Source organism: Pseudomonas sp. MYb118, assembly GCF_040947875.1.
Taxonomy (GTDB): domain Bacteria; phylum Pseudomonadota; class Gammaproteobacteria; order Pseudomonadales; family Pseudomonadaceae; genus Aquipseudomonas.
Genome location: NZ_JBFRXN010000003.1, coordinates 421,824 through 438,763, shown reverse-complemented (window position 1 = coordinate 438,763; position 16,940 = coordinate 421,824). Strand labels below are relative to the sequence as shown.

Here is a 16,940-nt window from a genome sequence, read left to right as displayed (position 1 = left end):
ATGAACCGGGCCGACCCGAACACCGCGCGCATGGTGCAGTTGCTCAGCCAACTGGCACCGGTCGAAGGCTACAACCTCAGTGCGCTGGAAGATGTGCGCTTCCTGCGCTCGAACCAGCCGCTGAGCCGTACGCCGGTGCTCTATGACCCGGGCATCGTCATTCTCTGCCAGGGGCGCAAGCGCGGCTATCTGGGCGATGACGTCTACGTCTACGACGCCCAGCACTATCTGGTGGTGTCCGTGCCCCTGCCCTTCACCATGGAGACCGATGCCAGCGCGGCCGAGCCGATGCTGGCGATCTACATGCGCCTGGACTTGCAGATGGCCAGCGAGTTGATGCTGCAAGTCGATGAAGTCCACGGCCCCAGCAATGCCCAGCCCAAAGGCATGTACGCCTCACCGATGGACGACTCGCTGCGCGGCTCGACGCTGCGCTTTCTCGAAGCCATGAGTGTGCCGGGTGAGGCGCCTATTCTGGGGCCGTCGCTGGTGCGGGAAATCTACTACCGCATTCTCATCGGCGAGCAAGGCGGTTCCATGCGCGCCGCGCTCAATCGCCAGGGCCATTTCGGCAAGGTCAGCCGGGCGATCCGCAAGATCCACAGCTGCTATCAGGAGCGCCTGGACGTCGAGCAACTGGCCCAGGAAGCGAGCATGAGCGTGCCCAATTTTCACCTGCACTTTCGCAGCGTGACCGACTCCTCGCCCATGCGATACCTGAAATCGACGCGCTTGCACCAGGCGCGCCTGCTGATGTTGCGCCAAGCCATGACCGCCTCGGCGGCGGCCTTCAACGTCGGCTATGAAAGCGCCTCGCAATTCAGCCGCGAGTTCAAACGGTTCTTTGGCCGTACGCCACAGGCGGAGATCGAGTGGATGAAGGCAACCTACGCGTTGCCGGCGCCGGCGTCAGGCTCGGTTTATGTGTCATCGCACTAAGCCCTGTGGGTGCGGGCTTGCTCGCGATGGTCGTTAACGATGACGTGGGGTGCCTGATGCCCCGTGGTGTCTGGGCTACCATCGCGAGCAAGCTCGCTCCTACAGGGGGGCGTGGCCTGGGTGGTTCACCCCGAACCTGTAGGAGCGAGTTTACTCGCGATGGTCGTTAACGATTACGCGGGGTGCCTGATGCCCTGTGGTGTCTGGGCCACCATCGCGAGCAAGCTCGCTCCTACAGGGGTCGTGGCATGGGTGGTTCACCCCGAACCTGTAGGAGCGAGTTTACTTGCGATGGTCGTTAACGATTACGCGGGGTGCCTGATGATCGGTGGTGTCTGGGCTGCCATCGCGAGCAGGCTCGCTCCCACAGAAGAAGGTGAAATGGCGGCATGATCAGGAAACGCTCAACACCACCACCGCGTACACGCAAGGCGCATCGCTGTCATTGATGAACACACAATCGGTCGGCGGCCCCAGCTCCAGGCAGTCACCCTGCCCCATCCGGTGCTGCACATCGCCTTCGGCAAACACCAGTTGCCCCTCGATCACCCAGATCAACTGGCGCTGGAACGCATACGCCGAAGCCGGCATGGGTACGCGTTTTCCGGCGGGCAGCGTCACCTGCACCAGGTCCAGGGGCAGATCCGACTGGGGCGAAACATGCCGTCTCTGGTACCCCGTGGCGGGGTCGGTCCACAGCGGTTGATCGGCAGCCCGCAGCAGACGCCCCTGGCGTAACTCGGCTCGTGCCATCAGCGTCGACATGCTCAGGCCGAACGCCCCTGAAAGCTTGCCGAGCAGGTTGGCCGTGGGGCTGCTTTCGCCGTGTTCCACCTTGAAAACCATCGCCCGGGACACGCCCGCACGCGTGGCCAGGTCGGTCAGCGACCAGCCGCGACTCTCCCGCTCGATGCGTATCCGGGCGCCTATGCGCAGGTCAATTTCATTTTTCATCAGGTCATGGCGCCTCTGAACAAGTCCACTATAGTAGTACGACACCCCAAGAGCCGCACTATCGAATTTCCAGAAACCGATAGATATATTGGACTTCCTACCCGCCCACCCAATTGCCTAAGCTGTTCACTATAGTGACACCGCCAGTTGGACACAGGCCATGCAAATCGTTAACGCAAGCGAACACCACATCGAAGGCATCACGGCGATCTACAACGATGCCGTCGAGCACTCCACCGCCATCTGGAACGAAACCACGGTCGACACCGCCAACCGCAGCGCCTGGCTGGCCGACCGGCAACGCCTGGGCTACCCGGTGCTGGTCGCCGTAGATGCCGACAATAGCGTGCTGGGCTACGCCTCCTTTGGCGACTGGCGCGCGTGGGATGGCTACCGGCATACCGTCGAACACTCGATCTATGTGCGCGGCGACCAACGCGGCAACGGCCTCGGCAAACACCTGTTGCAGGCCTTGATCGAACGCGCCCGCGACATCGGCAAGCACGTCATGGTCGCGGGAATCGAGGCCGGCAACCTCGCTTCGATCCGCCTGCACGAGAAGCTCGGCTTCGAGCACGCCGGCACCCTCAGGGAGGTCGGCGTAAAGTTCGGCACCTGGTTGGACCTGACGTTCCTGCAGCTCAAGCTCGACGCCCGCAGCGCCGATCCGCAGCGCCCATGACCATGTCCTACCTGACCCTGGGATTACTCATTGCCGCCGGCGCCGCTTTGGTCGTGCAGAACCTGCTGATGGTGCAGATCAGCGGCGGCGCATCGAGCGCACTGGTGGCGTTGCTGACCAATTCGGTGGTCGGTTTCGTGCTCTTGCTGACCCTGCTCATTGGCAAGTCCGGGCTGGCGGGCATCCAGGAAGCCCTGGGCGGGATACGTTACTGGCATGTGCTGCCCGGTATCCTCGGCTCGTTTTTCGTGTTCGCCAGCATCACCGGCTACCAGCGACTGGGAGCGGCGACCACCGCCTCGATCCTGATCGCCAGCCAGCTGCTGGTGGGTTTGCTGGTCGATGCCGCCAGCGCAGGCCGCCTGAATATTCACGAACTGCTGACGCCGCTGGCCGGTATCGTGTTATTGATCAGCGGGGCGGTATTGATTGCTTCTCGAACCTTTTGAGTAAACGCGATGCACAATAACAATAACTCGCAGGATGCCAATTCACCTCAATGGCTGTGGCTCACCGCCACCTTGTTCAGCATGGTCGCCTTCGCCGCCAACTCGATTTTCTGTCGCCTGGCACTGAGAAGCGGCGACATCGACCCGCAGTCTTTCACGACGACCCGTTTGCTCAGCGGCGCCCTCTTCCTCTCGCTGCTTCTGTTGTTGAAACCGGGCAGCTCGAAAAAACCTGGCGGCAACTGGCGCGGTGGTTTTTATCTGTTCGTCTATGCCTATCTGTTTTCGCTGGCCTACATCCAGCTCGACGCCGGGGTCGGCGCGCTGATCCTGTTCGCCGCTGTGCAGCTCACCATGTTCGGCTGGGGCTGGAAGAACGGCGAAAAACTGCGGGCCAGGGTTCTGCTGGGCATGCTGGTGGCGTTCAGCGGGCTGATCGTCCTGCTGGCCCCCGGCGGCAATGCCCCCGGCGCGATCAGCTCGTTTTTCATGCTGGCGGCGGGCTTCGCCTGGGGCACGTATTCAGTGATGGGCAAACGCTCGGTGGACGCGGCCAGAGACACCACGGGGAATTTCCTGCGTAGCCTGCCCTTTGTCGTGGCCGTCACCGCCGTGAGCCTGTTGCAAACCCCATTGGTCATCACCCCGACCGGCCTTCTGTATGCCGTGGCATCCGGAGTCCTGGCGTCCGGCGCGGGCTACGTCGTGTGGTACGCGGTGGTGAAAAGGCTCGCCGCCCAGACCGCCGCGACCCTGCAACTGAGCGTACCGGTACTCGCCTCGGCGGCGGGCGTGATGCTGCTCAACGAACCCCTGTCGCTGCGCATGGTGGTCGCGTCTTTGATCGTGCTCGGCGGCATTGCGCTCGCCCTGCTGGGTCCAAAGCCAATTCAGGCCGTGTGAACCCTCGCCTCTACATCGCAACCACATCAAAAAACGATGAAATCAACCGGCTGGAACGCCGTTCAGCCAGGCAATACAAATAGGTCTCGGTGTACAGCGGATCACCTTCGATGCGCACGATCTGGATCCGCGGATCGGCAATGAACTCCGCCTCGGACACCACGCCCAGCCCCAGGCCACGCACCACCGCTTCGCGCATGGCTTCGCGGCTGCCGATTTCCATGGCGATGCGCGGAACGATCTGCGCTGCCGTCAAGGCCTGCTCCAGCACCAGGCGCGTGGTGGAGCCGGCTTCGCGTTGCAGCAGCCGCTGCCCTTCCAGTTCTTCGAGGCGCACCGAACCCCGTTGGGCAAAGGGGTGTTGATGGTGCGCGAACAGGATGATCGCGTGCCGGGCGTAGCGCACAGCGCACAGGTCCGGATCATCCTGGCGCCCGGCAAGCACAGCGATATCGGTGACGTAGTTCTCCAGGTCCGCCAGCACTTGCGCCGAGTTGCCGACGCGGATCGACACGTCGATGCGCGGATGTTGTTGCAGGTAGTTGTCGACCATTTCGATCACATGAAACGGCCCCACTGCCCCGACCTTGAGCTGACCACTGTCGAGCCGGCCGGAGTCGCGCAACAGGTTGTGCGCGTCCAGGTCCAGCGCCGCCATGGCCTGGACAATGGGCAGCAGCTGACGGCCGACGTCAGATAATTCGATACGCCGCCCGCGACGGTGAAACAGTTCCAGGTTGTACTGCCGCTCCAGACTTTGCACCTGGGTGGTCAGCGTCGGCTGGCTGAGCCCCAGCGCACGCGCGCCCGCACTGAAACTGCCGTGACGCGCCACCGCGAGGAAGGCGCGCATTTTCGCCGTCGACATCCATAGACTCCATCAATAGTTAGCTGCCTGAACCCATATTGAATTGATCGTATGACTGTCACGTGACATTTCTAGCCTGTGGTCACTCCAACCCACCTCCTGGAATGCCATGAACAATATCTCCAGATTCTTGCGTGTCGCGGCCCTCGCCTGCCTGTCCTTCAGCCTTGCCAGCCAGGCAACCGCGCAGGACAAACTGCGCATCGGCCTGATTCCCTCGGAAGACTCCCAGGCCATGATCGAGTCCAGCAAGTTGGTGCTGAGCAACCTCGAAAGCCAACTGAGCATGCCCGTCGAACCCTTTGTCGCCACCGACTACAACGGCATCATCGAAGCCCTGCGCGCCGGCAAGCTCGACGTGGCGTACCTCGGGCCGTTCTCCTACGTGCTCGCCACGTCGGTGGCCGATGTCGAAGCGTTCGCCGTCGCCGTCACCAAGAAAACCGGGCAGAGCGCCTACAAGAGCCTGATCCTGGCGCGCAAGGACAGCGGTATCGCCAGCCTCGCCGATCTCAAGGGCCACACCTTCGCCTTTGTCGACCCCAGCTCCGCCTCCGGCCATCTGTTCCCCAAGGCCGGACTGGAACAGGCGGGTTTTGATCCGACAAAACTGTTCTCGCGGGTGATTTTCTCCGGCTCCCACGACGCCAGCATCCTCGCAGTGGCTAACCAGAAGGTCGATGCCGCCGCCGTCGCCGACCGCATCCTGGCCAATGCCGTGGCCCGGGGCCTGGTGAAGCAGGACGACTTCCAGGTGGTCTGGAGCTCGCGGCCGATCCCGGAATCGCCGATGGTCTGGCGCAAGAACCTTGACCCGGCGCTCAAGCAAAAAGTCGCTGCTGCCCTGGCGTCGATCAAGGACGTGCCGTGGGGTGACCAGGGTCAGTTGGACGGCTTCCAGCCGACCAGCGATGGCGCCTACGACGTGGTGCGCGAGACCGCCAAGGTGCTCGATCTGGATCTGCGGAGCATGAAATGATCAACATCCGCCAACTGACCAAGCATTACGGGGCCAACCCGGTCTTGCGCGGCATCGACCTGGACGTTGCGGCCGGCGAATTCGTGGTGGTGCTGGGCCAGTCCGGCGCGGGCAAATCCACCCTGCTGCGCTGCATCAACCGGCTGGCCGAAGCCGACTCCGGCACGCTCACCGTGGCGGGCATTGATGCGCGGACCTGCCAGGACACCCGCCCGCTGCGGCGCCAGGCGGCGATGATCTTCCAGCACCACAACGTGGTGCCACGGCTAAGCGTGCTGAAGAACGTGCTGACCGGGCGCCTCGGCGCGGTGTCCACGCTCAGCTCGATCCTGCAACTGTTTCGCCGCGACGATGTGGCGCTGGCCATGCAATGCCTGGAACGCGTCGAACTGGCCCACAAGGCCCACGAACGCACCGATGCACTGTCCGGTGGGCAGATGCAACGTGTGGGCATTGCCCGTGCCCTGGCGCAACGGCCCAAGGTGATCCTCGCGGACGAACCTGTGGCCAGCCTCGATCCCAAGACCGCGCGCCTGGTCCTGCAATACCTGCGCGATGCCACCCGCGAACTGGGCATCACCGTGGTCTGCAACCTGCATCAGGTGGACTACGCCCGCGAGTTCGGCGACCGCATTGTCGGCCTGGCCCACGGCCGGCTGGTTTACGACGGTGACACCGCCGGTATGACTGAGACCGATCTGCAGCGCATCTATCCCGGCCCGGCAACCGACGTACAAGACGCGGCGCAAACAGACCCGCACACCCATTCCACGGCATTGAGGGCTGGCGCATGAAACAGCAGGACTATCTCTGGACCGTCAAGCTGCCCACCGGCAGCCGTGGCTGGTTGTCCACCGGCGCGCTGGTGCTGGCGGTTATCGTGATTTTGCAGTGGAGTGCCACAGGCGCGCAGTTGAGCGTGGGCGAACTGGCCGCCGGCCTGCCACAGATCGGCGACTTCCTCGCCCGCACCGTGCCACCAGACCTGAGCATTCTGCCCAGGTTGCTGGCGCCAGCGGTGGAGACCGTACAAATCGCCATCTGGGGCACGTTGCTCGGCGTGCTGATGGCCATCCCGTTGTCCTTTCTGGCGGCGCGCAACCTCAGCAGGAACCGCCTGGTGTTCCAGGCCACCCGGCAGTTGCTCAACGTCACCCGCAGCATCAACGAACTGATCCTCGCGCTGGTCTTCGTCTCGGCCGTCGGCCTGGGCCCCTTCCCCGGCGTGTTGGCGCTGGCCCTGCATGGCCTGGGTATGCTCGGCAAGTTCTTCGCCGAGAGCATCGAGGAAATCGACCAGGGCCCGATCGAAGCCTTGCAGGCCACCGGCGCCCGACCGTTGCAGGTCATCGTCTTTGGCGTGCTGCCCCAGGTGATCACCGCCTGGATTGCCGTGGTGCTCTACCGTTTCGAGGTCAATCTGCGTTCGGCCACCGTACTGGGCATGGTCGGTGCTGGCGGGCTGGGGTTCGAGCTGGTGAGCAGCCTCAAGCTGTTCAAGTACCCGGAAACCGCCACCTGCATCATCGTCATCACCCTCATGGTGATCGTCGCCGATGCGCTCTCCAGCCGGCTGCGCAACGCCATCCAGCGTGGCGCCCATGACTGATCCGGAGCCCCCCTTTTCATCCCACTATCGGCTCAACCAATTAAAGCCTGCGATTTATTGATTTGAGCTGTCGTTGAAGCGCCCCGAGTATGGGGCCACTTCCAACAACAAAAACAAAGGAACCACCATGACTGCCCGATTCCACAACCCAGTTGATACCCGTTTCGGCTGGGGCAGCCTGCTTGAACTGGCCGATATCACCGAAAACCAGAAAGTCGCCCTGGTCACCTTCCCCGAGGCCCGCGGCCTTGGCCTGGTCGACCGCCTCCAGGACCTGCTGGGTGATCGGTTGGTGCATGTGGTCGAAGACGTCCAGCCCAACCCCGACGTGGCGCAACTGCGTGAAACCTATGAACGCTTCTGGCAGCAGGCTGGTGATTGCGACACCGTGGTCGCCGTCGGCGGCGGCAGCGCCATCGACACCGCCAAGGCGTTGATTGTCGGCACTGAATCGGGACGTTTCGATGAACTGCTCGCGTTGCTGGCCAGCGGCAAGCCTTTCACGCCTGCGCGCAGCAAGGCGCTGATCGCCGCGCCGACCACTGCCGGCACCGGCAGCGAAGTCACGCCCTGGGCGACCATCTGGGATTCGGCCAGCCACAAGAAATACTCGCTGCACCTGGAATGCACCTGGCCGAAGGTGGCGATCATCGACCCGCAGTTGATGCTCACCGTACCAGGCAGCGTGACGGTCTCCACCGGCCTGGACGCCCTGTCCCACGCGCTGGAGTCGGTGTGGAACGTCAACGCCAACCCGATCTCCGACACCTTCGCGGTGTCTGCCATCGCCGACATTCTCGAATGCCTGCCGCTGCTCAAGCGTGACCTGTTCAACCCCGAGCTGCGCTCGCGCATGGCCCTGGCAGCGCTCAAGGCGGGGATGGCGTTCTCCAATACCAAGACCGCCCTGGCCCATTCCATTTCCTATGAAATGACCCTGCACTACGGCCTGCCCCACGGCATCGCCTGTTCGTTCACCCTGCCGCTGGTGCTGGGCCTGGCCTGGGGCCGTGACGAAGCGCGGGACCGCACCCTGCAAAGCATTTTCGGCAACGACCTGGACAAGGCCCAACGCCAATTGCGTGAGTTCCTGCAAAGCCTCGACGTGAAAACCGAGTTTTCCGACTACGGCGTCACGGCCGCACAGGCCGAGCAGATGATCCAGTTCGCCCTGCAAGGCGCCCGGGGCAAGAACTTCATCGGCGCTCAAGCCGCTTAAAACCCGCACACCCGAACCAGCACTGTCAGCGGCCCCAGCAGCCGCGACGATTTCCTGCTGTGCCCACAAAAGTGAGCACGCCGCGACGTTAATCGGTACAACCGAACAACAATAAGGAAAAGATCATGAATCGTGCTCAAACCATGCCTGCCCTGGACGCGCACACCGCCTCTTTCCGGGTCGCCCAATGGCGCATGCTGTTGGCGGCGATGTTCTGCTACCTGTTTTTCTACACTGGCCGCCAGACCTTCGGCTTCGCCATCCCCGGTATCCAGGCCGAGTTCGGCTTCACCAAGGAACATCTGGGCTGGGCCTCGGCCGTAATGCTGTGGGCCTACGCCATCGGCCAGGCCATCAACGGCAACCTCGCCGACAAGTTCGGTGGCCGGCGCATCATGACCGCCGGCGCGGTGTTGTCCTGCGCCGCCAACTGGGTGACCAGCTTTGCCAGCAACTTCGCCGCGCTGATCCTGCCGTGGGGCGTCAACGGCTACTTCCAGGCCCTGGGCTGGGCGCCGGGCAGTCGGCTGATTTCCAATTGGTGGAGTGTCGGCGAGCGCGGCAAGGTCTACGGCCTGTATGTGTTCGCCGCTGGTTGCGCCTCGGTGCTGTCCTACGTGACCTCGATCGTGGTGCTGGAAGTGATGCACCTGGAATGGCGCTGGATCTTCCGCTTGCCGGTGCTGCTGATGCTCGCCGGCGGCATCCTCTTCTACCTGATCGCCCGTGAGCGGCCGCAGGATCTGGGTTTCGAACCGCTGGCCGACACCGGCGTGGCCAACGCCGACGACAAGGACCACGAAGTCGCCCACGGCGAAGTCGAAACCTCGGCGCAGCGCTACAAGGCCGTGCTGAAGAACTTCCGCCTGGTCATCGCGGCCGTGTCCTTGGGCTTCCAGAACGCGGCGCGCTACGGCCTGATCGTCTGGGTGCCGGTGCACTTTCTCGGCGCCAACTGGAAGAGCGGCGACAGCCTGGTCGATCCAAAGTGGATCACCGTCGCCCTGCCCGTGGGCATGGCCATCGGCGCGCTGAGCAATGGCTGGATCTCCGACAAGCTGTTCGGCTCCAAACGCTACCTGGCGATCATGCTTTACATGGTCCTGGGCGCCTGCACCAGCCTGTGGATGTGGACCCTGGCACCGCACAGCGCCACCGGCCTGGTGGCGTTGTTCCTCTGCGGTTTCTTCGTCTACGGCCCGGCGTCGAGTTTCTGGGCGCTGTGCCCCGACCTGGTCGGCGCCAAGCGTGCCGGCACGGCCACCGGGGTGATGAACTTCTCGTCCTACCTGTTCGCCGGCCTGGCGGAACCGCTGATCGGCAGTATGCTCGACAGTACCGGCAACACTTCGCTGATTTTCATCGTGGTGACGACGGCCTGCCTATGCAGCGCGGCGGTCGCGTTATTCATCCGACGTTGAGTGACCCTACATGTACCAGTACCACAAATGGTTGCGTTCCTTTCATGCGGTGGCAAAGACCGGCAGCTTCACCCTGGCTGCGGAGTATTTGCACGTCGGCCAGCCGACCATCAGCGAGCAGGTGAACGCGCTGGAAAAGAAATTTTCCGTGGAACTGTTCCATCGCCGTGGCCGGTTCATCGAGATGAGCTCGGCCGGCCACCAACTCTATGCGATCACCCAGGGCCTGTTTGGCCAGGAAGACGAAGCCGTGCAACTGCTACAGAGTTTCAAGCAACGCAAATCCGGCATGTTGCGCCTGGGCGCGGTCTCCCCGCCCATCGCCATGAACCTGACCTACGAGCTGATGCAGCGCCATCCGGACATCGAACTGGAAACCTCGTTTTCCCCGGAAAAGGAAACCCTGAACCGCCTGTTCAACTTCGACATCGACGTGGCGATCCTGGCGTTGTCCGAGTTCGACCATCGCTTCGATACGCAACTGTATCGGCGCTACCCGATCATCGCCGTGGTGCGCGACGACCATCCCTGGGCCAGCCAGAAGGAAGTGCACGTGGAACAGATCAGCCAGGAGAAATGGGTTCTGCGCGAGAAAAGCTCACGCACCCGCCAACTGGTGGAAGAAAGCTGCCAGCAACTGGGCGTCTCGCTCAACTGCGTGATGCAACTCAACAGCCGCGAAGCCATCGTCCACGCCATCGCCCAGGGCATCGGCATTAGTTTCGTCTCCGCTGTCGAATACGCCGAAACGCCGGGCACCAGACCCATCGTGTTCGTCAACCACCCGTTTTCCATCGACTACCACCTGTGCTGCCTGGGTATTCGCCGCAACCGCCCGATGATCGCCGAGCTGTTCGACTCAAGCCCCATCCCGCTGTAACGCTTTTGCACCTTTGAACAGGCCTACTTCTCACCAGCGAGAGGGACGGCCACCCCCTACCCGAAAACTGGAGATCCACCATGCACTATCAGCAACCCAAACAACTGCAAGCCGTGGTCCTGGACTGGGCCGGCACCGTCGTCGACTTCGGCTCCTTCGCCCCCACCCAGATCTTCGTCGAGGCCTTTGCCGAATTCGGCGTCGCCGTATCCCTGGAAGAAGCCCGCGGCCCGATGGGCATGGGCAAGTGGGACCACATCCGCACCCTGTGCAACCAACCGCAGATTGCCGAGCGCTACCGCGCGGTGTTCGACCGCCTGCCCACCGATGACGACGTGACGGCGCTGTATGAACGCTTCATGCCGCTGCAAATCGAGAAGATCGCCCTGCACTCGGCGCTGATTCCGGGGGCACTGCAAACCATCGACGCGCTGCGCGACAAGGGCCTGAAAATCGGTTCGTGCTCCGGCTACCCGGCAGTGGTCATGGCCAAGGTGGTCGAACTGGCGCGCACCAACGGCTACGTCGCCGACCACGTGGTGGCCACCGACGAAGTCCCCAACGGCCGCCCTCACCCGGCCCAGGCCCTGGCGAACGTGATTGCCCTGGGCATCAACGATGTGGCGGCCTGCGTGAAGGTCGATGACACCTGGCCGGGTATTCTCGAAGGCCGCAGCGCCGGGATGTGGACGGTGGCGTTGACCTGTTCGGGCAATGCACTGGGTTTGACTTACGATCAATACAAGGCACTGCCGGCGCAGAAGTTGGCTGAGGAACGTGCGCGGATTGGCAAGATGTTCGAAGGGGCTCGGCCGCATTATCTGATTGATACGATTGTGGAGTTGCCGGGGGTGATCGAGGAGATCAATGCGCGGATGGCGCGGGGGGAGATGCCGCAGAGTTTCTAAGGTTGCATGCAGGGGGCGTGACCGTTGATTGGGCGGTCACGGCTGCTGTTGCAGGTCGCTTGCCTACCTCCTGGCTTCCAACTCCTGGCGGCTTGTTTAACTGGCAGCCAAATTACTTCCTGAAAGCTACACAACCTTGCGCCATTGCCTACCACCACGCCAGAATCCGCCGGCTTGTGCGCCTTGGGCACGGGTTTTATCGTTTTCTTTCGATCTGGTGGCCCCCCTTCTCGGTGTCCACTAACCACGCACCAGCTCAATCGCCTTGCATCAACGAGCCACTGGACACTCGCCTGAATAAAGACCAACCAGTACGCGAAACCGTAGTGTCTGATCCAGAGATTCTCGGTGGAATGCCGGTCATCCGAGGCTCACGACTGCCGATAGAGAACTTACTGGCCACGGTTGATGAGGGAGTGCCGTTCGAAACTATCCGGGACGACTATCCATTCCTCACACCGGAAATGATCGAACATGCCCGTCTATACCAGAAATCCCACCCTCGCAGAGGCTGCCCGCGCAAATCCTAATCACCAAAAGGCAAACTCTTACACCGTTATAAAAGCCTGGGGGTGTTTGCGCATGATGGAAGCCAGCGTCACACCCTGCAGCTGATCTGTGCAGTGTCTCGTGCTGTCGGCACGGGGTACGGGATAAAACACTCAGGTTTGTTGCCGCGTTTGACCACGCCTGGGTCACCGTAAATACTGCTTCTGAGGTCTGATCAATCGCAGTTTTTGGCCGGGGCTCCCCTTCGCGGCCGGCAGAAATCGGCCAGAAGCCGCCATTGAGCCTCAGACAATGCGCATAACGCTCACTGGGGTATTCCAACCGGGACTAGAATCGCATCTCCGTTTGCGCAGAGTGTCAGCTCCTTCGACTCCAGACTTTGACAGTACAGATCCGCAGCTGCAAAAACCTGCCGTCTGCCAGCTTTCACTACGCGCCCCTTGACGACAAAGATCCCCCCCTTGGCTGGTGCGATGCACCTGACCGAAAACTGGGACGCCAGTACTGGACCGGACACCGTGCTTGCCGCAAAGCCACAGGCAGTATCGAGCAAAGCGCCGATCAGCCCAGCGTGGAGAAATCCATTGTACTGCCCAACCTCTTCACGCCAAGACATCCTCAACTCTACTTCGCCAGCTGAGGCGCTTACTACCTTGAATCCCGCCCATCGGTTGAAAGTAGCTTGCTCATTCACGGCAATCAGAGCGCTCAACACACTGGCATCGCTCATCGTATCTTCAGTCATTAGGAAAAGCCTCTGTAGTTTGTGCTGACGCACGCATGCTTATGGCCAAGATTGCGCCGTTTGCTAAATTCAGATCTTTTTTTGAACTGGCTACGGTTCGCCGAATTACAACAGTAACAACGCTTTAAGCAGATCGTTACATCTGAGTACGGTGTGAAGTCTGGGAAGACTATTGAAAAACCTTAAGTTACCTGCCGTTACTACCTAAAGCAGTCTATGTCGACATCGCGCTACATCAACTCCTATTCAGGATCATTCATGCCGCGAACACTCCAGCATAAAAAAAGGGGTATTCGCCCTCGTCCATGCCCCTTCGATCACCGACGGCATTGAAAATGGTAGATAGTGTTATGTTGGTACTACCCGCCTACAGCGCACTGGCGCACGCTCATAGCAATTGGGCTAATGACTATCCCGCCGGTTGCGACCCTCGGTCATAGCGAAGCGCCTCCACCAGCAGCTTGAGCGCGGCAACGTTATGTCGGCGACTACCGTAGTAGAGGTGGTAACCCGGAAAAGCCTCACACCAGTCTTCTAGAACTCGGACCAGGCGTCCAGATTGAATGTGCTCCTCTGCCTCATCCTCAAGCACGCAGGCAATACCGTGCCCAGATAACGAAGCGTGTAGGACTAAGGCCGACGTGTTGAAACACAGGCGCCCCGAGGGACTGATCGAGAGGGCGACCCCATCCTTGGAAAACTCCCACTCATAAACCCTGCCGGTGGAAGGGCGTCTGTAACTGATGCACTTATCGCTTGGGAGATCACGAGGTGATTTCGGTATTTGGTGCTTTCTCCAGAACTCCGGAACCGCCACGATGGCGAGCCTCAAGGGCGGGCTGATAGGGATAGCAATAACATCCTGCGCGAGGTGCTCGCCGATACGCACGCCCGCATCAAATCGGGCACCAATGATGTCCGGTAGGGACACATCCTCTGTCAGCTCCACTGACAGGTCGGGGTATTGCTCAGTCAGCCGCAGGATCTGCGGCATTATTATCGACCTGGCCGCGTGACCTGGTGCGGTCACGCGAATTGTTCCCCCAGGGCTTTGACGAAGCCCAGCAAGATTTGACAGTTCAGAAGCGATGTCTTCGAGAGCCGGTGCCAGCGTTCCCAGAAGGCGCTCTCCGGCTGGGGTGAGCGAAACCTTGCGGGTTGAGCGATCCAGCAATCGCAGCTCAAGACGATCTTCGAGACGCTTGATGGTGTGGCTCAGCGCCGATTGAGAAATGTTCAGCCGTACTGCCGCACGGGTGAAGCTTCGTTCTTGCGCCACAATGGCGAACGAGCTGAGATCTGCCAATTCATCTCGGTTCATAAACTCTCACACCCATGACCGCCGCACTCAAGCATCGCGCATCAAGACTTCTGCAATGTTGGACGAACCAGTATCTCATTGATGCCAATGTTCGCGGGCCGACTGATCGCAAAAATGACAGCTTCGGCCACATCATCTGGGGACATATAAGACACGATATTTTCGCGAAGCTGCGATGCCAGAGCTTCGTCAGAAATACCGTCCAACAGCTCACTCGACATGGCGCCCGGAGAAATAATAGTGGAGCGAATGTTGAACTCTGCGACTTCTTGGCGGAAACCTTCTGAGAGAGCCCTGACCGCGTGTTTTGTTGCCGAATACACTGCACTGGTGGGAATAACGCGATGACCTGCTGTAGAGGCAATATTGACAACGTGACCAGCACGCTGGGCCTGCATGATGGGCAGTACAGCACCGATTCCGTAGAGAACACCTTTAAGATTTACATCAACTGTTTGCTCCCACTCCTCAATCTTGCCATCTGCCAGCAACGACAGCGGCATCACGCCCGCATTATTGATGAGGACATCAACGCGCCCAAAAGCACTCTTGGCAGCTTCGACAAGCGCTTCTACGTCTGAGCGCTTCGTGACGTCCGTGACCATGGCCACCACCTGTGCACCTGTCTCTCTCAGTTCATCAGCGAGTGCAGTAATACGATCCTCGCGGCGAGCACCTATGGCCAACATTGCGCCTTGAGCCGCCAGTAAGCGTGCCAGCGCCTGACCAAGACCGCTGCTAGCCCCTGTGATAATGCACACCTTTCCGCTGACTTCTGTATTCATCATTTGACTCCTCTGACCTGCCCCAAGTCTTGAGGCTGTTCACTCAGGATAATTGGCACGAGGGCCAAGGAGAATTTCTACTCAGAACATACACTCATGAATCACATGCATATATCTATGAAACTTAATCAATATTCGAGCTTAAGCTTGATAGTCGTTCAGGGTAGAAAAAGGCACGTGCAGTTCTTCAAGCTTGGCGAATTCCTCCAGTAGATAGTCCACGGTGACACGGACCCGTGGTGGTACGAGCGCTCGGTGGGGATACTGCAATGTCATCTCGAAGCCGCCTGGGTCGTGCGAATCCAGTAAAAGAACCTTGAGCTGGCCGGTAAGCAAATGCCGCCAAGCATGATGAACGCCAATGGTGGCAATTCCGGCGCCTGCGACGGCGGCATGGGTGATCGCTTCCGGAGAAGATAGCGTCATGATGGCTGAGCGGGTGTCGAAAGTGATGATGCCGCCTTCATCAGTTCTAAACTCCCAAGGCACCAAGCGGCCTCCTAAAAAACGTCGGGTCAAGAGCTTGTGCCCGACGAGATCCTTCGGTTGACGCGGAGTACCATACCGAGTGAGGTAGCTGGGTGCAGCGACCAGCACGCGCTTGAAGTCGCAGATAGGACGGGAAACGAGCGAAGAGTCGGCAATCCGTCCTCCTCTTAGCGCGATGTCGTAGCCATCATGAACGAGGTCAATGACTCGGTCATCGAAATCGATCTCCACAGACAAACCTGGATACTTCTCCAACAATCCAGGAAGCACGGGCGTCAGTTGTTCACGTCCGAAACCGACGCTGGTAGAAATCCTCACACTCCCCACAGGCGTGGCGCTCTGGGCTACAGCCGCTTGTGCAGCCAAATCAAGCGCCTCAAGTCCTATTCTCGCCTGATACAGGAAAGCCTGGCCCTCCTCGGTGAGGTTCATGGTTCGAGTGGTGCGATTGATGAGACGCACCCCTAACGCTTTTTCCAGGCCTGCAATGTTTTTGCCCACGGCAGCAGACGAAACGCCTAGCGCCCTGGCCGCTGAAGCGAAGCTCCCCGCATCAGCAGCGTGAACGAACGAGAGGATGGCGCGAACACGCTGTGAAGAGTCCATAGAGTAATTCCCTGGCTTGCATTGGGGCCTCCCGATTATAAACCTTGAGTTTCATAATCATAAACCCTATGACACATTCACGTATCGAGTCTAGCTAGACAGAATGCAGCCATCACTTACTGAATGGGCCAAAGCTCTGTCATGAAAACGCTTGTAATTACCTCTCACCCTTATCCAGACCAATCGCGGGTTATCAAAGCGCTCCAGGAGACTGCGGAACAGTTCCCGAACGTGACGGTGCGCAATCTGGAGTCGATTTATGGCCAACAGCTGACTGGTTTTGATCTTGCTGCCGAGCAGGCCGCTCATGAGGCAGCGGAACGCATCGTGTTCCTGTTTCCGATCCATTGGTTCAACCTGACGCCCATGCTCAAGGCCTACCTGAACGAGGTCTGGACTTATGGCTGGGCGTTTGGTCCTGAAGGCCAAGCCTTGCAAGGTAAGGCTATGCAGGTGGTGGTATCGACCGGCGCAACTCAATACACACTCTCACACGAAGGGCTTGTGCAAAGTACGATTGAGGAGGTGCTGACTCCGATGAAGGCCAGTGCACTTTATGTCGGCATGACCTACCTGCCACCGGTGGCCTTCCATGAAGCGCTCGGCGCCTCGGAGCAGAAGATTGAGAGCTTTCAACAAAGGCTCTCCGAGACACTGGCGAGCTAAGCAATAA

General features: G+C 60.4%; 19 protein-coding genes. 13 read left to right on the top strand and 6 right to left on the bottom strand.

From position 1 onward, the window contains the following. A complete protein-coding gene (locus ABVN20_RS23455) occupies positions 1-939 on the top strand; it encodes an AraC family transcriptional regulator N-terminal domain-containing protein (RefSeq protein ID WP_368558132.1) in 939 nt (312 codons plus the stop codon). Positions 940-1,332: 393 nt separating this feature from the next. Here ABVN20_RS23455 and ABVN20_RS23450 read toward each other — a convergent pair whose 3' ends face one another. Beyond that, complete coding sequence (locus tag ABVN20_RS23450) at positions 1,333-1,893, bottom strand: helix-turn-helix domain-containing protein (RefSeq protein ID WP_368558131.1); 561 nt, start codon at positions 1,891-1,893, stop codon at positions 1,333-1,335. A 160-nt stretch (positions 1,894-2,053) separates the two neighbouring features. On the opposite strand from ABVN20_RS23450, the gene ABVN20_RS23445 reads away from it, so the two are divergent. Genes ABVN20_RS23445 through ABVN20_RS23435 form a run of 3 tightly spaced genes read left to right on the top strand, consistent with a single transcriptional unit; the run spans position 2,054 to position 3,927 of the window. Further along, positions 2,054-2,575 carry an N-acetyltransferase family protein gene (locus tag ABVN20_RS23445; protein ID WP_368558130.1) on the top strand — a complete coding sequence of 174 codons (522 nt, stop codon included), beginning with the start codon at positions 2,054-2,056 and terminating at the stop codon, positions 2,573-2,575. Then, complete coding sequence (locus ABVN20_RS23440) at positions 2,572-3,024, top strand: DMT family transporter (protein WP_368558129.1); 453 nt, start codon at positions 2,572-2,574, stop codon at positions 3,022-3,024. Before ABVN20_RS23445 ends, ABVN20_RS23440 begins: the two co-directional genes overlap by 4 nt. A 9-nt stretch (positions 3,025-3,033) precedes the next feature. Then, positions 3,034-3,927 carry a DMT family transporter gene (locus tag ABVN20_RS23435; protein WP_368558128.1) on the top strand — a complete coding sequence of 298 codons (894 nt, stop codon included), beginning with the start codon at positions 3,034-3,036 and terminating at the stop codon, positions 3,925-3,927. 10 nt (positions 3,928-3,937) lie between these two features. On the opposite strand, the gene ABVN20_RS23430 is transcribed toward ABVN20_RS23435, so the two are convergent. Beyond that, complete coding sequence (locus ABVN20_RS23430) at positions 3,938-4,795, bottom strand: LysR substrate-binding domain-containing protein (protein ID WP_368558127.1); 858 nt, start codon at positions 4,793-4,795, stop codon at positions 3,938-3,940. 109 nt (positions 4,796-4,904) lie between these two features. Between ABVN20_RS23430 and phnD the strand changes: the two genes are divergently transcribed. The 8 genes from phnD (at position 4,905) to ABVN20_RS23390 (ending at position 12,341) form a co-directional block, all read left to right on the top strand. Continuing rightward, entirely contained in the window at positions 4,905-5,774 is an 870-nt protein-coding gene (gene phnD / locus ABVN20_RS23425; protein ID WP_368558126.1) for a phosphonate ABC transporter substrate-binding protein, read from the top strand. Further along, positions 5,771-6,568: a phosphonate ABC transporter ATP-binding protein gene (gene phnC, locus ABVN20_RS23420; protein WP_368558125.1), complete on the top strand. Its 798-nt coding sequence runs from the start codon at positions 5,771-5,773 to the stop codon at positions 6,566-6,568. The genes phnD and phnC overlap by 4 nt, the downstream gene beginning before the upstream one ends. Beyond that, the gene (phnE, locus tag ABVN20_RS23415; protein ID WP_368558123.1) at positions 6,565-7,383 is read left to right on the top strand and encodes a phosphonate ABC transporter, permease protein PhnE; all 819 of its coding nucleotides are present in this window, start codon (positions 6,565-6,567) and stop codon (positions 7,381-7,383) included. The genes phnC and phnE overlap by 4 nt, the downstream gene beginning before the upstream one ends. Before the next feature lie 127 nt (positions 7,384-7,510). Beyond that, entirely contained in the window at positions 7,511-8,602 is a 1,092-nt protein-coding gene (psrA, locus tag ABVN20_RS23410; protein WP_368558122.1) for an iron-containing alcohol dehydrogenase PsrA, read from the top strand. A 125-nt stretch (positions 8,603-8,727) separates the two neighbouring features. Further along, entirely contained in the window at positions 8,728-10,023 is a 1,296-nt protein-coding gene (locus ABVN20_RS23405) for an MFS transporter (RefSeq protein ID WP_368558121.1), read from the top strand. Positions 10,024-10,033: 10 nt separating this feature from the next. Continuing rightward, positions 10,034-10,903 carry a LysR substrate-binding domain-containing protein gene (locus ABVN20_RS23400; protein WP_368558119.1) on the top strand — a complete coding sequence of 290 codons (870 nt, stop codon included), beginning with the start codon at positions 10,034-10,036 and terminating at the stop codon, positions 10,901-10,903. 80 nt (positions 10,904-10,983) lie between these two features. Continuing rightward, entirely contained in the window at positions 10,984-11,811 is an 828-nt protein-coding gene (gene phnX, locus ABVN20_RS23395; RefSeq protein ID WP_368558118.1) for a phosphonoacetaldehyde hydrolase, read from the top strand. A 17-nt stretch (positions 11,812-11,828) separates the two neighbouring features. Further along, positions 11,829-12,341 (top strand): DUF433 domain-containing protein, encoded by a 513-nt coding sequence (locus tag ABVN20_RS23390; protein WP_368558117.1) that lies wholly within the window; start codon positions 11,829-11,831, stop codon positions 12,339-12,341. A gap of 284 nt (positions 12,342-12,625) precedes the next feature. On the opposite strand, the gene ABVN20_RS23385 is transcribed toward ABVN20_RS23390, so the two are convergent. The 4 genes from ABVN20_RS23385 to ABVN20_RS23370 form a co-directional block, all read right to left on the bottom strand. Continuing rightward, positions 12,626-13,051: a PaaI family thioesterase gene (locus ABVN20_RS23385; protein WP_368558705.1), complete on the bottom strand. Its 426-nt coding sequence runs from the start codon at positions 13,049-13,051 to the stop codon at positions 12,626-12,628. A 424-nt stretch (positions 13,052-13,475) separates the two neighbouring features. Then, the gene (locus ABVN20_RS23380; RefSeq protein ID WP_368558116.1) at positions 13,476-14,387 is read right to left on the bottom strand and encodes a LysR family transcriptional regulator; all 912 of its coding nucleotides are present in this window, start codon (positions 14,385-14,387) and stop codon (positions 13,476-13,478) included. A gap of 41 nt (positions 14,388-14,428) precedes the next feature. Then, positions 14,429-15,175: an SDR family oxidoreductase gene (locus ABVN20_RS23375; protein ID WP_368558115.1), complete on the bottom strand. Its 747-nt coding sequence runs from the start codon at positions 15,173-15,175 to the stop codon at positions 14,429-14,431. A 138-nt stretch (positions 15,176-15,313) separates the two neighbouring features. Further along, positions 15,314-16,267 (bottom strand): LysR family transcriptional regulator, encoded by a 954-nt coding sequence (locus tag ABVN20_RS23370; protein WP_368558114.1) that lies wholly within the window; start codon positions 16,265-16,267, stop codon positions 15,314-15,316. A gap of 141 nt (positions 16,268-16,408) precedes the next feature. Here ABVN20_RS23370 and ABVN20_RS23365 point away from each other — a divergent pair, with 141 nt between their 5' ends. Further along, positions 16,409-16,933 (top strand): NAD(P)H-dependent oxidoreductase, encoded by a 525-nt coding sequence (locus ABVN20_RS23365; protein WP_368558113.1) that lies wholly within the window; start codon positions 16,409-16,411, stop codon positions 16,931-16,933. The last annotated feature ends 7 nt before the right edge of the window (positions 16,934-16,940 follow it).

Coding starts and splice junctions, on each gene's coding strand:
- ABVN20_RS23455 (WP_368558132.1), top strand. CDS start 1: ATGAACCGGGCCGACCCGAACACCGCGCGCATGGTGCAGTTGCTCAGC.
- ABVN20_RS23450 (WP_368558131.1), bottom strand. CDS start 1,893: ATGAAAAATGAAATTGACCTGCGCATAGGCGCCCGGATACGCATCGAG.
- ABVN20_RS23445 (WP_368558130.1), top strand. CDS start 2,054: ATGCAAATCGTTAACGCAAGCGAACACCACATCGAAGGCATCACGGCG.
- ABVN20_RS23440 (WP_368558129.1), top strand. CDS start 2,572: ATGACCATGTCCTACCTGACCCTGGGATTACTCATTGCCGCCGGCGCC.
- ABVN20_RS23435 (WP_368558128.1), top strand. CDS start 3,034: ATGCACAATAACAATAACTCGCAGGATGCCAATTCACCTCAATGGCTG.
- ABVN20_RS23430 (WP_368558127.1), bottom strand. CDS start 4,795: ATGTCGACGGCGAAAATGCGCGCCTTCCTCGCGGTGGCGCGTCACGGC.
- phnD (WP_368558126.1), top strand. CDS start 4,905: ATGAACAATATCTCCAGATTCTTGCGTGTCGCGGCCCTCGCCTGCCTG.
- phnC (WP_368558125.1), top strand. CDS start 5,771: ATGATCAACATCCGCCAACTGACCAAGCATTACGGGGCCAACCCGGTC.
- phnE (WP_368558123.1), top strand. CDS start 6,565: ATGAAACAGCAGGACTATCTCTGGACCGTCAAGCTGCCCACCGGCAGC.
- psrA (WP_368558122.1), top strand. CDS start 7,511: ATGACTGCCCGATTCCACAACCCAGTTGATACCCGTTTCGGCTGGGGC.
- ABVN20_RS23405 (WP_368558121.1), top strand. CDS start 8,728: ATGAATCGTGCTCAAACCATGCCTGCCCTGGACGCGCACACCGCCTCT.
- ABVN20_RS23400 (WP_368558119.1), top strand. CDS start 10,034: ATGTACCAGTACCACAAATGGTTGCGTTCCTTTCATGCGGTGGCAAAG.
- phnX (WP_368558118.1), top strand. CDS start 10,984: ATGCACTATCAGCAACCCAAACAACTGCAAGCCGTGGTCCTGGACTGG.
- ABVN20_RS23385 (WP_368558705.1), bottom strand. CDS start 13,051: ATGAGCGATGCCAGTGTGTTGAGCGCTCTGATTGCCGTGAATGAGCAA.
- ABVN20_RS23380 (WP_368558116.1), bottom strand. CDS start 14,387: ATGAACCGAGATGAATTGGCAGATCTCAGCTCGTTCGCCATTGTGGCG.
- ABVN20_RS23375 (WP_368558115.1), bottom strand. CDS start 15,175: ATGATGAATACAGAAGTCAGCGGAAAGGTGTGCATTATCACAGGGGCT.
- ABVN20_RS23370 (WP_368558114.1), bottom strand. CDS start 16,267: ATGGACTCTTCACAGCGTGTTCGCGCCATCCTCTCGTTCGTTCACGCT.
- ABVN20_RS23365 (WP_368558113.1), top strand. CDS start 16,409: ATGAAAACGCTTGTAATTACCTCTCACCCTTATCCAGACCAATCGCGG.